Source organism: Chitinophaga sp. CC14 (assembly GCF_048957795.1).
Lineage (GTDB): Bacteria > Bacteroidota > Bacteroidia > Chitinophagales > Chitinophagaceae > Chitinophaga > Chitinophaga ginsengisegetis.
The window spans coordinates 975,851-992,094 of record NZ_JARBFY010000001.1 but is presented as its reverse complement, the minus strand read 5'-3'; the positions used below and the strand labels follow the sequence as shown (position 1 = coordinate 992,094).

Annotated in this window: 2 protein-coding genes; one reads left to right on the top strand and one right to left on the bottom strand. The window is 47.1% G+C overall.

Annotation, left to right across the window (positions count from 1 at the left end; all coding sequences use genetic code 11):
- Positions 1–10: 10 nt before the first annotated feature.
- Complete coding sequence (locus tag PV783_RS04170) at positions 11–12,865, bottom strand: gliding motility-associated C-terminal domain-containing protein (RefSeq protein ID WP_420987230.1); 12,855 nt, start codon at positions 12,863–12,865, stop codon at positions 11–13.
- Between the two features lie 767 nt (positions 12,866–13,632).
- Here PV783_RS04170 and PV783_RS04165 point away from each other — a divergent pair.
- Positions 13,633–16,230, top strand: coding sequence for a hypothetical protein (locus tag PV783_RS04165; protein ID WP_420987229.1), 2,598 nt, complete (start codon positions 13,633–13,635; stop codon positions 16,228–16,230).
- Positions 16,231–16,244: the final 14 nt, after the last annotated feature.

The window sequence follows — 16,244 nt, the reverse complement described above, 5'->3', positions numbered from 1 at the left end:
TGAATCATCATTATCTCATGAGGGTTACGTTACCTTTCTTCGTGATCACCGTACCATCCTGCATGGTAGCCTTCACTATCCATACATATACGCCTACCGGTTGTTTCTGTCCGCTCATGGTACCATCCCATCCCTGACGTTGATCTTTCGATGTGAATACCAATTGACCCCACTGGTTGTAGATCCTGAATTCAAGCTGTGCAATGGCGGTTCCATATACATACTCGATATCATTTATGCCATCGCCGTTCGGGCTGAAGAGGTTTGGTACATAGATGTTATTGCCTTGCGGGTTCTTCGTTTTATCCGTTACTGCGGCAGACAGCGCACTGTTCTGACAAGTGGATGCCCCAATAGCACGTACCTGGATCGTAGCACTCTGATTTGGCTGCAGACCGGAGATAGTATGTGTGGTACCAGTTGCACCTGAGCTTGGCGCTATGAATGTGACGCCGTTGTCTACTGTTACTTCGTAACGTTGTGCTCCTGTAACCGGTGACCAGCGGAAGGTAATAGACGTAGCCGTAGTATTGTCCACTGTTACAACTGGTGCAGGCAGTGGTTGTGCCAGGCTGATATCTACCCTTGTTCTGGCGGAGCTGGTGCAACCACCTGCTGTAAATGCTTCTACATAGTAAGTAGTATTGGCATTCAGCGCTGGTGTAACAAATGTTGCACCTGTGGTTATCGGCGTACCGTTAGTTGCTACGGAGTACCAGCGGAAATCAACATCCGGTGTGGTGGAAGTAGCCATCAGTATTGCTGTGCTGCCCGGGCATATCGGATCGTTTCCGGTTACACGTGGTCCGGCTGGTGGAAGTATTACTTCAACGCTCACCGCAGTACGTGTTGGACTTGTACAACCATTGCTGCTGGATGCTTCCAGGTAATACATCTGGTTAGCTGTTACCGCCGGTGTTGTATAAGAAGCACCTGTGGAGATAGCAGTACCACCTGTTGCGGTAGTATACCATTTGTAAGTGAGGGCGCCATTCGGACCCTGTACACCGAGCGTAGCTGTTTGACCGGTGCAAACCTTGATGACTGCATTGGTTACTATAGGAGCAGCCGGTGACGGATTCACGGTTACTTCTACCCTTGTTCTGCTTGCACTGATGCAACCGCCGCTGGTAGATGCTTCCAGGAAGTATACAGTACTTACGCTTGGTGTGATAGTGAAATCTGCACCGGTAAATACGGCTGTTCCTCCGGTTGATGCGCTGAACCATTTGTAGATGATACCTGGTTGTCTGCCTTTCACAGAAAGTACCGCTGTGTGTCCGCTACATACTGTCAACGGATCTGCCAATGGCGCATCTATATCGTTTCTCACATTTGCTGTTACTGCTTTGCGACCGCTGCTGCAACCCTGACTGTTCAGTGCTTCTACATAGAATGTAGTGTTTGCTGCCAGTGGTTTCGTTGCGTATGAAGTACCGCTTGCGAGGAATACGCCGTTATTCTGCGCATCATACCAGCGATAAGTCAATGAAGCGTCTGCACCCTTGATACTGAATGTTACGGTACCACCTATGCAGGTTGTGAGGTTATCAGCATTTACTTCCGGTATTGGCGGAGTTGGGTCAACGGTTACTGTCACCGCTGTTCTGCTGCTGGAGCAACTTCCCAGATTTGCCTGTACATAGAAGGTAGTATTCTGAGTAACCACCGGTACGCTGTACACTGCGTCAGAAGAGAGCAGGTTGCCACCTGTTGCAGCGTCGTACCACTGATAGGTAACTCCAGGTTTGATTGTTTTCACTGATACGGTAACACCAGTGCCGGCACATGTTTTAAGTGCAGAGGCTACTACATCCGGAGCTGTTTGTGGTGCCACTACTGTTACAGTAGCTTTCACTCTTGCGGATGGACTACCGCATTGACCTGTAGTTCCTGTTGCACCCACATAATAATCCATGCTGGCATTGAGCGGTCCTGTCTGGAATACCGGTCCTACACCTACAGAATCATTACCTGCGGCAGAAGTATACCATTTGTAGATTACTCCGTTAGTAGCTGAAGTTACACGGAGTGTACCGGAAGTTCCCATACAGATAGTGAGTGCATTGCTTTCCAGGATTGGTGTTGGTGCTTGTCCTACACCTATTGAAACTTTCGCTCTTACACTATTGCTGCAATTACCATTGTTAGCTTCTGCATAGAAATCGGTACTTGTATTTAATGCACCAGTTGTGTAGCTATTGCCTGTGGCAAGCAGCGTACCACCAGATGCAGCGTTGTACCAACGGTAGGTTACACCTGCTACTGGATTCTGAATAGAAAGTGTTACACTGCCTCCCTGACAAATGAACAGGGAAGTGGATGAAATTTCAGGTATTGCCGGTACGCTCTTCACGGTGATGGTGGCCTTCGTTCTGCTTGCGCTTGGGCAGCCTCCATTTACCAGTGCCTGTACGTAGTAGCTCACTGTAGAATCCAGTGCCGTGATATTAAACGTTGATCCTTCGTTTACTTTGTTGCCGCCTGTTGCTGCATCAAACCATTCGTAAGTAACGCCGGCTGCAGGACTCTGTATCTGCAATGTTACATTCTGACCTTTACAAACTTCCGCACTGTTGCTTACCAGTACAGGAGCTGGCGGTACAGGTACCACGTTGATCTTCGCGGCAGCTCTTACAGAAGGTTTACCACAATTTGAAGTATCACCGGTAGCTTCCACATAATAGGTTGTATTAGCTGTCACATTATTCACGGTGAAGATTGGTCCTGTAAATACAGCCACTCCGCCGGTTAATGTAGTATACCATCTGTATGTGATATTATTCACAGAAGACGTTACTTTCAGTACCGCTGTTCCACCCTGACATGCTGTTACATTATTGTTTTCGAGTATCGGGGTTGGAGCAACACCTACGCCTATTGACACTTTCGTTCTGGCAGCACTACTACATCCACCCAGAGAAGCTTCTGCATAGAAGTCTTTCGAAGCAGTGAGGCCCGTTACTTTGTACACCGGACCGGTGAACAGTAATGTACCACCTGTTGCCGCACTATACCAGCGGTAGGTCAGCGTATTATCCACGTTCTGAATGCTCAGTGTTGCGGTATCGCCTACACAAATGCTGATCGCTGATGCGCTAATAATCGGAGCCGGAATATCACTCACTGTCACTTTCACTTCTTTGGCGCTGCCGGCTGCATTTGCGCATCTGTTGCTTCCTTCTACTGTTACATAGTAAGAAGTGGTTGCGCTCAGGGCACTGGTAGTATATGTTGCGCCTGAAGCAAGGAATGTTGTCAGGGCAGCATCTGCATACCATTTGAATATTGGGTTTGTTACGGTTGTTGAAGCAGCCGTGAGTTTAACCGTAGTATTTGCACAGATAGTTGTATCTGCCGCTACGATGTCTGTTGGAGTGGCGGTGTTATTCACCGTTACTTTTACTGCTTTCAAGTCACCTGCTTTATTTTCACACTTGCCGGCGTTGCTTACACTTACATAGTAGGTGTATGTTCCCGGCGTCAGTCCTGTGATAGTTAATACGCCCGCGCTGCTTACACCTTGCGTAATCGGACCGGTTCTGTCGGCATTAGCATACCATTTGAATACAGGATTCTGTACTGTAGTGGTAGTTGGTGTTAATACCGCTGTATCACCTGCACAAATTACTTTATCAGTGATTTGAATATCGGCAGCTGTTGAAGCACTGTCTACAGTGAGGGTAATCCTGGTGCGTCCGCTGTCGTTAGCGCAGCCACCCGCGTTCACCGCTTCCACATAGAAGTTATAGGTACCTGCCTGCAGACCGCCTGGCGTAGTATATTCATTACTGTTAGTTACCAGTGTTGCACCACCTGTTGCTGCGTCGTACCAGTTGTACCGAACCCCTGCTACTGCTTTTACCCTGAGGGTAGTTGGTGTATTCAGACAGGTAGATACATTATTGGCTTCCGCAACCGGAGCTGATGGAGATCCCTGAACAGTTACTGTGATTGCCGCTGATGCTGCACCCGGACAACCATTTCTGCTTGGTACTACTGTATAAGTATGTACTCCGGAATCGAGTGTGGTTGGTGTTACATAAGCAATGCTATCCAGTAAGTGGTTACCCTGGCTATTGTACCAGCTGTAAGTGATACCTGCTGCAGGATTTATTACGCTGAGGGTAGCTTGTTTACCCTTACAGATAGTAGCGTTGTTCACCTGTACTTTCGGCTGAGCAATGGCACGTTGTGCGTAATTGAAATCAACATCGAGTAAGGCTCCCAATATACCTGACCTGAGTTTCACTTCCACACCATCAAACTGTTTGGTTGGTACAAACCAGAGGATAGCACTTCTGTTACCACTCAGCAGATCCAGGTGCAGAATTGGATTAGAAGTCAGCACTGAATCACCTGGTGTATTGCCATTGTATGTAGTGAGTTGTATACTGCCGAGCACCGCTGCAGAAAGGATCTGGCTTGGGTTGGACAGTTTCACTCTTACGGTATCACCCGGAGTAGATAATCCGTTGAAGGTTGCTTTCTGGAATACCGTTGCATTGATTGCCCCGAGGTTGATTACCAGGGAAGATCCGGTGCTTGTAAAGGCATCCACTGCAAGTTGCGGGTTGTAAACATTACCCAGCACCAGCAAACCAGATCCACCTATTGTTTGTCCGGTTGCGGCTTCGCATGGTACCTGACCTGACGGAGTTACAGTAATAGCATTCACTGCTACTCTTGCAGACTTACAGGTAGCTGCACCCGGCAGGGCTGCTTCCACCCAGTAGGTAACGGTTCCCAGGGCAGTAGATGCAGGACCTTCGAAAGATGCACCTTTAAATAAGGTGTCTGTTGCTGTTTGTGTTCTGAACCAGTAGAATTCTGCATTCGCTGCATCTGCTTTTGCAATGAACAGCGGACGCTGACCAATCACAACGGTATCATTTACAGGTGTTACTGTTGGCGGAGCCAATGAGGTACCTGTTTTAACGGTAACCGCCGTTCTGGTGGCAGATATTGTATTACAGCTGTCGTTGATAGCTTCTACATAATAGGTTGCCTGTGCGGTTACGTTGGTCACAGTAAATGTTAAGCCGCTGTCCGGAACCGGATTCAGTCTGGTTCCACCGGTAGCCACATTGTACCATGCGTAGCTATAACCACTCACAGGATTGTTGATAGCAAGTTCCGCATCAGATCCTGCGCACACTTCCACATTTGCAGAACGTACTACAGGAGGTGCAGGCGCTGCCACCACTTTCACATCCACTCTTGTGCGAACGCTGCTGGCGCAATTGTTCCTGAACGCTTCTACCAGGAAGGCGGTATCTGTAGTCAGGGTACCAGTAGTGAAGGATACACCATCTTTACCGGTGAGATAAACACCTTTACTGTTGTACCAGCGATAAGTAACGCCAGCCACAGGATCCTGTACATCCAGTTTAGCAGTGTTACCGGCACATACCGTTACCTGTGCTGCCTGAACTTTCGGAGCCGCCAGTGCGCGTTGCGCGTAGTTGAAGTCTACTGTTGTTAATGCACCGAGTATACCTGATTTCAGTTTTACTTCCACTGCATCAAATGCTTTAGTCGGTACAAATTCAAGAATAGCTTGTCTCTTGCTGCTCAGTATAGTGAGTTTAATGAGCGGATTATTTACCAGGAGAGAGTCTCCAGGAGTTGTACCGTTGTAAGTTGTTAACTGTACGCCACCCAACAGTGCTGCGGAAAGCACCTGGCTTGGGTTCGACAACCATACCCTTACAGTATCTCCAGGAGCAGATACTCCGTTGAATTTAGTTCTTTGCCATACCTGTGCGTTCAATGCACCCAGGTTGATTACCAGGGAAGATCCGGTGCTCAGGCTACCGTCTACTGCCAGGGCAGGATTGTACACATTACCCAGTATGAGTAATCCGCTGCCGCCGATTGTTTGCGTAGAAGCGCCTTCACATGGGCCAGGATCCGGACCTGGTTCAGGGCCATATATTACTACAGCAGGTACCCTGATAGATTTGCAGGAAGCGCCACCTGTTAACCTGGCTTCTACCCAGTAGGTAACGGTTCCCTGTACATTGGATACAGGAGGCGTGTATACTGGTCCTGTAAACAGGCTATCATTACCAGCCTGACTTGCATACCATACAAACTGAACATTTGCTGTATTGGAAGTAGCTGTCAGTGCAGTTTGTCTGCCTACTACCGTTGAATCCGGATTTGGTGTTACCACCGGCGCACTTAATGAAGCAGATAATACAATGCTGATGGCTTGTCTGCCTGATGCAGCACCACAACTGCTAACAGCTTCTACATAGAAGGTAGTATCCCTGTTAACTGCTGTTACATTAAATACAAAGCCACTGTCGGTATTCAGCTTCGTACCTCCGGTTGGTACATTGTACCAGTTGTAGGTCAGTTGATGATCCGGGTTAGTTACCTGCAGTGAAGCATTTGAACCAGGGCAAATATTCACGGTAGCAGGAGCGCCTGGTACCGGAGGAGCAGGTGTAACAGTAACGGTTACAGGTATACGATCCGGGTTAGGACAGTTGTCTGGTCCGCCCAGTACCGCTACATAGTAGGTTACTTTACCTGCTGCTTTCAGCGTATCAGTAGTATAAGTATTCTGTGTGCTTAATACAGTACTGCTGGTTGAATCAGCATACCAGCGTACAGATGTACCGGCCGCAGGTGTTACAGAAAGCGTAGCCTTAGTGTTGATACAAGCGGTGGCATTTGTAGTATTTACAGTTGCTTTAGGATATATGATCCTTGCACCATAGATATCAATTGAATTCAGGAGGTTCAGTACACCAGTCATTCTTACTTCTACCCGGTCGTAAGCAGCAGGAGCTACTACAGTAGCCTGGAACTGCTGACCGTTGAGTAAACGCAGGGTAAGCAATCTTGACAGGGTGTCTGTTTTAACCAATGTGTTATTATTATAGAGACGGATCAGTGTACCTCCCAGGAGACTAACATCTGCCAGTCCTACTGAGTTACCCAGACGTACCTGAACACTATCCGCTGCAGATCCTGCATGCGGGAAGATCAGTTGTTGATATACAGAGCCTCCGAGCGCACCAACAGGTACGGACAGTGTAGTGAAATTGGTTTTGATACTGTCGATATCATTAGTAGGATTATTTACGCTACACAGGATACAACCCAGGGTAGTACCTGAAGTCTGACTGGTAGGAACGTTACAATCCGGAGAAGGAATCACACCTCCTGTTACTTTCACATTTACGGCTGCGCGGGCAGATTCACAGGCACCGGCAATTCTTACCGCCGCATAATAAGTGTAAGTACCCGGCGTATTAAATGGTCCTACCTGGATGGTGTCACCCATACCCTGAACAGTAGTTGCATCTCTATACCATACGATGGTAGCACCTGGTACCGGCTGCGCTCTTAAAACAGCTTTTACACCAGTAGTTACTACTACATCGCCGGTTACAACCGGAGCAGCAGGAGCTGGTACTACACGTACTGTTGCAGCTTTCAACGTACCGGCTGCATTTTCACACTGACCGGTTCCGGATACACTTACATAATAAGTATAGGCACCGGCAGTCAAACCAGTGATGGTCAGGTTACCTGTGCTGTCCAGTGCATAGCTTACCGCACCTTCTACCAGGCCGTTGGTAATCGGAGATGTTTTGTTTGCATTCTTATACCACTTGAATACAGGAGCTGTAACACCCGGTGCAGTTGGTGTTAATACTGCCGGTCCGCTGGTGCAGGCGGTAGTAGTATCTGCGATAGTGATATCACCAGACTGGCTGATCGGGTTAACCGTTACCCTAACAGGTACACGGTTTGGATTTGCACAACCATTTGCGCCAACTGCCTGAACATAGTAGGTAAATGTACCTGCTGTTTTCAGGGTGTCTGTAACATATGTATTTGAAGTGCTCTTTACAATAGTGGTGGTAGAATCAGTATACCAGCGTACAGTTGTTCCTGCGGCCGGTGTTACGGTTAATGTGGCAGGTTGACCAGCACATACCACCAGGTTTTGTGTAGTAACGGTAGGATCAGGAACAACGGCACGTACATCATAGATGTCCAGTGAATTCAGCAGGTTGGCAACGCCTGTCAGTTTTATTTCCACGCGATCATAAGCGCCGCCTGCCGGAACAGTGGCATAATAGCGGGTACCGCTTAATATTCTCAATGTAAGCAACTGAGATAATGTTTTGGTACTTACAACGGTTGTTCCGTTATAAACAGTTACCACTGCACCACCGAGTAAGCTTACATCTGCCAGTCCGCCCGGTGAAGCCAGCTCAAAACGGATGCTGTCTGATGCCGCGCGTACTGCAGGGAAGATGAGACGTTGATAAACAGAACCTCCCAATAAACCTACCGGTATATTGAGGCGGGTGAAATTAGTAGTAATAGAATCGATGTCGTTGTTTGGATCAACAACGCTACACAGCACGCAACCCAGCGTAGTTCCGGTTACCTGGCTGGTAGGCATATTACAGTTGGCTGGTATAACCGGTCCGGTTACTGTAATCACGATTGGCAAGCGGTTGGATAAACAACCACCTGCAAGGCTATCGCCTACATAATATGTATATACTCCCGGACTTGCGAACGGAGGCAAAGTAATGGAATTGCCGGTGGCTATCGGCGCCAGTGTGGTATCGCTATACCACAGCACGGTAGTGCCGGGAGCAGGAGTTGCTGTGATGGTTAACGGCAACCCGGTGCTGATGGAATAATTCTGTACTACTGTTGGCGGAGCCGGAGCGGTAGCTACCTTGATAGTCGCAGCTTTCAAACTTCCGGCGGCATTTTCACAACGGTTAGCACCGGATACACTTACATAATAAGTGTGATTGCCAGGTGTAAGACCGGTAACACTAAGCTGACCGCCCGCGGTGATGGTAAAGGTAGCGCCGCCTATAACAGCACCGTTTGTAATCGGATTAGTTTTATTGGCATTTGCATACCATTTGAATACAGGTGTAGTAACACCGGCTGCAGTTGGTGTCAACACTGCCGGTCCGCTACCACAGCTTGCTGTAGTATCTGCTATTGTAATATCTGCCGCAGTAGCTAATGGGTTTACAGTGGCTGTAACCGGGATACGGTTTGGATTAGGGCAGGTGCCATCCATTACCTGTACATAGTAGGTGAAGGTACCGGCTGTTCTTAAGGTGTCTGTTGTAAAGGTCGGCTGATTACCCAGGGAAACGCCACCGGTTGAATCAGCATACCACTGAACAGTAGTACCTGCAGCCGGAGTAGCTGTGAATACAGCAGGCAGGCCGGCGCATACCGCTACATTTCTGGCGGTAATAACCGGATCCGGAACAACGGAACGAACACCATAAATATCCAGGGAATTAAGCAGGTTCGCTAAACCGGTTAATTTTATTTCTACGCGGTCATACACGCCACCGGCAGGTACTGTAGCATAGTAACGGTTACCACTTAATAATCTTAAGGTGACCAGCTGTGATAAATTCTGTGTGCTTACCACTGTGGCGCCATTATACACAGTTACTACTGCACCGCCCAGTAAACTTACATCTGCCAGTCCGCCTGGTGAAGCCAGGTCAAAACGAATGCTGTCAGTAGCTTCGCCTAAGCCAGGGAAGATGAGCTGTTGATAAACAGAACCTCCCAATAAACCTACCGGTATATTGAGGCGGGTGAAATTAGTACTAACAGTATCGATGTCGTTGGTTGGATTTACAACACTACACAACACGCAACCAAAAGTAGTTCCGGTTACCTGGCTGGTAGGTACGTTACAGCTGGTAGTAGTAACAGGACCTGTTACAGTGATGGTGATCAGCACGCGGCTTGAAACACAACCACCTGGCAGGCTGTCGCCCGCGAAATAGCTGTATACACCCGGAGTGGTAAACGGCGGCAACGTAATAGAGTTACCGCTACCAATGGATGCCTGTGTGGTATCGCGGTACCAAACGATCGTTGATCCCGGAGCAGGTGAAGCTACCAGTGTTAATGGTAACCCGGTAGTTACGGTGTATGACTGAACCAGGGTAGGAGGTGCAGGTGGGGTAGTTACTTTTACAGTAGCAGGTTTCAGACTGCCGGCTGCATTTTCGCAACGGTTGGTACCTGATACGCTTACGTAATAAGTATGGTTACCCAGTGAGAGACCGGTAACGGAGAGGCTACCGGCTGCATTTATAGTAAAGGTAGCACCGCCAATAACAGCGCCGTTTGTAATAAGCGTTGTTTTATTGGCGTCTGTATACCATTTGAATACCGGAGTTGTTACGCCTGCAGCAGTTGGTGTGAGTGTGGCAGCACCGCTTCCGCAAACATTGGTAGTATCGGCAACAGTGATATCAGCTGCAGTACCTAAAGCGTTTACAGTAACGGTAACCGGTATACGATTTGGATTCGCGCAGGTACCGTCCATTGCCTGTACATAATAAGTAAAGGTACCGGCTGTTCTCAATGTATCGGTAGTAAATGTCGGTTGACTACCCAGGGAAATGTTACTGGTTGAATCTGCATACCACTGAACAGTTGTACCCGCAGCAGGAGTAGCCGTGAATACAGCAGGCTGGCCAACGCATACAGTTACATTGCCGGCGGTAATAACAGGATCCGGTACAAGAGAACGTATACCATAAATATCAAGGGAATTGAGCAAATTGGCTACACCAGTAAGTTTCACTTCCACCCGGTCGTATACGCCACCTGCGGCCACTGTAGCATAGTAGCGGGTACCGCTCAATAATCTTAAAGTGACCAACTGTGATAAAGTGTGTGTACTTACAACCGTTGCACCATTATAAACGGTAACCACGGCGCCTCCAAGTAAGCTTACATCTGCCAGTCCGCCCGGGGAAGCGAGATCAAGACGGATGCTGTCTGTTGCATCACCTGCAGCAGGGAAGATAAGTTGTTGATAAACTGATCCTCCCAATAAACCTACCGGTATATTGAGGCGGGTAAAATTAGTAGAAATAGTATCTATGTCAAAACCAGGGTTTGTAACACTACACAATATGCAACCCAAAGTGGTTCCGGTTACCTGGCTGGTGGGTACGTTACAACTGGTAGTGGTAACAGGGCCGGTTACAGTAATCACTACAGGAACACGGTAAGACGTACAGCCACCGGCAGTTTTTACACCTGCGTAATAAGTAAACACACCCGGATTGGTAAACGGTGGCAGGGTAATGGAATTCCCTACCGCAATGGGTGCCTGCGTGGTATCGCTGTACCATTCAATATTGGCACCGGATACCGGGGTGGCTGTTAACACCAATGGTATGCCGGTTGTTACCGCGTACGCCTGAGAAAGTACAGGTGGCGCAATTTGCGCAGCTACAGTTACCGGAGCTGCCTTCAGGGCGTTAGCTGCATTTTCACAATGATCGCTGTCTGATACGCTTACATAATAGGTGTATGATCCTGCAGCCAGACCGGTAATACTTAATTTTCCGGTTGTATCGATGTTATATTTAACGGCTCCTTCTATCAGGCCATTTGTAATAGGACCGGTTTTATCAGCATTTTTATACCAGCTGAATACCGGGTTATTATTAACGGTAGCAGAAGTAGGTGTAATTGTTACGGTGTCCGCCAGGCAGCCCTGCGTACTGGCAGGAACTGTGATATCTGCAGCGGTTGAGAAATTATTAACCTTTACTGTTACCAGTGTTTTGGCTGATTCAGTTGAACAGCCAACCCTGGTGGCAGAAACATAATAGCGGAAACTTCCGGCTACCCCTACAGGAGGACTGTAGCTGGTACTGTTGGAAGCTACGATGGTGGTTTGGGTAGAGTCGTACCATGTATAAGTTAATCCGACTTCCGGATTACTTACATTCAATGTAAGCGGCGCATTTAAGCAGGTGGTCCTCAATGGTCCACCAGCTCCTGTTGACGGGCCCGCCGGGAAACGTTGTATTTCATGTACTCTCAGGGAGGCGAGTGCGCCTACCAGTCCCGATCCGATCTGCACCTGTACATGGTCGAAAGGAGCGGTAGGCAGGAAAGTTAATGCCTGCAAATTTCCTGCTCCTGAAAGAAGATTGAGATGTAATAAGTTACCGTCGGCCTGAATATTATCAACCACGTTAGGACCATTGTAAGTAATGATTCTAACGGAACTGAGCAGCTGTAAAGTAATCAATGAGGCAGGATCAGAAATCACTACGCGGATAGAATCACCGCTTTTAGAGAGACCAGGGAATACTGCAGTTACCTGTGCACTGCTGCCTAATGCACCTACAACGCTGCTCAGCGTTGCATAATTGGCTGCAGTGACAATACCATCGCCTGCTGCTGCAGGATTGGTTACCACACCGAGTGAAGCTGCCTGCCCGGTAACACCGTATAGCACATCTATTGCTGCGCCACAGTTTATTGTACCTGAAGCAGGTGTATCATAATATGCTGAAAATACCTGTATGCTGCCAGCTACTCCTGCTAATCCGCCATCTACTGTTACCCGTACCCGGTCGTATGTTCCGGCAGGAGCAGGTAAAAATATTTCCGCCTGGTTACCGCTTGCCAGCAGGGTTAATACTGAATTATTGGCGAATACAGTACCTCCTACCGGGGTACTGCCGTTATATGCCTGAACATAAACACCTCCAAGCAGATTTAGATTCACCAGGGTGCCGAGTGTACCGGCAGTACCGATTTTAACCACCGCCGGCGTGTTATTGGTAACTGGCGCCGGAAAGATCAGATCCTGCGATGCCGTAGCGCCTAAGAGTGTAACCAATGTAGAGATGGTGGATGCTGTAGTAAGGGAACCATCCACTGCCTGCGCACCATTTGTTACACCACAACCAACGCAAAGCCCTGTGGCTCTGCCTATCTGGGTATTGGCATACACCCTGGTGGTGTACGTTTGCGCCTGACTAACCTGAGCGCCTATACTAAATAGTAATAATAGTAGCACGAGACTTTTCCATGCTATTGACCCGGCCTTATGAAAGAAGTGGGCAACGCTGGTTTTCACAGCATCCTTCCCTGCGAAGCTAGGGAAACAGAAAAGGGCAGTAAAAGGGCTATTAGGAGTAGCTTTTGAATGCATAGCATCAAATATTTGAATAAAAATTGTTCAGTTTCATTGCAATACAACAAAACTCTAAGGGAGGCAGGCAGGTTAGGAAGGGCTTCGGGAAAGGATACTGGTTGATAAAAAAGTATACTTCCTTGCGGTTATTTGTTAAAAGAATGTTACAAAAACGCTACGAATGTATATTGAAGGGCTGGTTTATTGATATGTCTTTCTTGTTCATTTCCGGTTAACAGTTCAGTTTGTTCAATCTTAATTTTTACTGTTCATTTTGTTCATTTAGAAAGAGGGATTAGGAGAAAAACAGGCCGGAGAATGCGTGGTAACCTGGCCAAAACGGGAATAGAGAAAAAAAATTAGCGTCGTCAGCAAAAAGTTATACTTCCTTTTATCTTCTTCAAAGTTAAAAAAAATAATATATTAATATTATTTATATAATAATATTATATTGTACGTCATCATATTTATATATGATATCCAGATAACAACTAAGGAGGTAGATATTTATTATTAGCTATTTTTATATATATAATTCAGTTTAATATTTTCTGTTCATTTTGTTCATTCAGCAATTCGAAAATCTAAACGCAAATACGATACGTAATTAAACAAGTACCGACAATTCGAAAATCCATTTATTGTCCCCTATGATTGATCTATCCTATGACTTTATCATTACCCTGCAGAATGAAGTTCTACGCAGGTTTGGTGTTGAAGTCATGTTGCCAGGAGATTGCAAACATCTCTCTCAGTCCATATTGGATAACACCACGAAACTGGTAAGCGAAACTACGCTTAAAAGGGTGTTCGGATTCGCTGTAGCTCAACACAGCTTCTCCAGATACACCCTGAATACACTTTCGCAATATTGCCAATATAAAGACTGGGAAGACTTTCAGCAACATCACTACCGGAAGCTGAACACCGCTTCCAAGACAACCAATGCGTCTACTTCAGCCGCAGCATTGGATAATAGTAAATGGTCTGATTTGAAAAACAAAGCAGATGCCGTTTCCCATTACACCATGCTTACCCTCAAGAACCGCTCTGGTATTGCCTTCCCGTACACCGTTCACAGGCCATTCTGTAACGCCCACATTGAAAAATTCCTGGAAAGCGACTACGCGGCCACCGCGTTAATAGCGCCCTCCGGATGGGGCAAATCACTGGCATTGGTGCATCTCGCGGAATACTGTTGGTTTGGTAAAGAAGCCCGATATAAACAGGATGTTTGTTGGTTTATCCACGCTCATGCCGCCGGCAGCCTCCTGCTGAAAGGATTCTCCCTTTCCTCCTGGCTGGATAACCAGATGAACCTCGGTAACGGCGAAAACTTCCGCGAATACTTTTCCAGCCACTTCGATAAAAAAGGCGGACGCCTTATATTAATAATAGACGGCTTCGACGAAATCGCAGTAGCTGGCGAAAAACTCCGTTTACTATATTCCAAACTGGAAGACTTCGTATATTCCAACGATTTATACCCCTGGGTAAAAGTGATCCTTTCTATCCGGAGCAGCACCTGGGCAGAGATATTCCAGCACTCCCAGCAATATCCCGCCTTCCGGCGCTATTGGTACCTGGGCGCTGAAATGGATGAAGAAACCAATATCAACATGCCCCGGCTTACGGAACAGGAAGTGAAGTCTATTCTTTATAACCACCAGTTTGATCCAGCTACTGTACGACTGTTCTCTGAAAATTTCCTGCAAAAACTGCGTTATCCTTATTACCTGCAACTCTTTTGTCAGCTTAACAGCGGTCCGGATCAAACCTTTGTAGATGAACACCTTAGCCTGTTCGAGATTGTATCGCGCTTTATCCAGAACCGCGTATTCAACTCCCAGAGCAATTCTTTCAAAATAAAAATCATCGAAAAATTACTGACCCTGCTCGATCTCGGCAGAACAGGAATCTATGCGGATAAAAATTTATTGCTCACTCAAAACGCCGATCTGTTCCCTGCCTACAAAGAACTGCTCGCCGATAATATATTAGTGGAAGAAAACCTGAGCCAGGAAATTATGTTCAACGTGAAGGTGCGCTTTGCCCACACCATGCTGCTCGAATATTTTGTGGCCATGCACTACCTGAAAGAAAACGGCCAGGAAATAAATGAACCGCTGCTGATGGCAATACTCGAACACCTGCCACAGTCGCCATACCGTATAGGCGTATTCAGATGGCTGCTCCGCTATGCCATCAACCACGCGCAGATCGATGGCATCATCAAAATGTTGCATTTACCATTATCCAACATAGAAAAATCCCACCTGCTGGAATACCTGGTATTACATTACCAGCACGACGGCAACAATCAAGGAGAACTTAAATCCATCTTCCCGGCGGGCTTCTTCAAGAAAAACCCTATTGGCCCCTTTATCAGTGACGAATTTATTCATTTCAGGAAACGCAAAGTACTTACCGCTTTGCTGGGACTTGCTGAAGCCCGGGAAGATAAACTCAAAATCAGAAGCAAATTATTCACAATGGCCCTGCTGCAACTCGATGCAGAACAGTGCGAAATAGAACTCAACAACATAAAAAAAATCTACACTGCCGATGAATTTGAAGATGAACTTTGGGTAACACCTTATGAAATCCAGCTCTTCATCTACGAATTCCTCAAATTTGGTATTATAAACGAAGATATCCGGGAGAAGATCTATAACTATTTCCGCTACTGGACCGGCGGTGGCAAGAAGCCCATCAGTGAGCCCCAGGAAATCGTATTCCGGAATATGGGAATCGTTTTCACCCTGCTGGGAGATAACGAACACCTGCTGAGCTTTACTACCCGGATCTTTGAAACATATCCATCTTTACAACACCGTAAAACAGATTCACTCCGCCTCATGCTGCTCTGCTGGCAGGCACAGGCCTACCTCGGCCTCGGCCAAACAGCGTCTGCTGCAAGGATTTGCCGCCACACCGACCAGGTGATCAAGAAATATTCTGTCGATTATTTTGGTGGAAAATATCTGGAATCTGTGCAGAAACTGCTATACGCAGGCGTATATTTTAACGAACACGAATTCAATAAAGCCATCCGTACGGCGGAAACAGCCGTGGAAAACGCACAGAAACTGGATTTCAAAGTATTGGCGCTGATGAATTTCGGACTGCTGAACAAAATCTATCAGCAGCTCCAAATGGATAAACAAAAAAATGATACGGTACAGCAAATAGAACTCATCCGGAAAAGTACTTCCTTTAAACAGGCAGTTTCAAACTTTGCGAGGTGATTATGGCATAATTT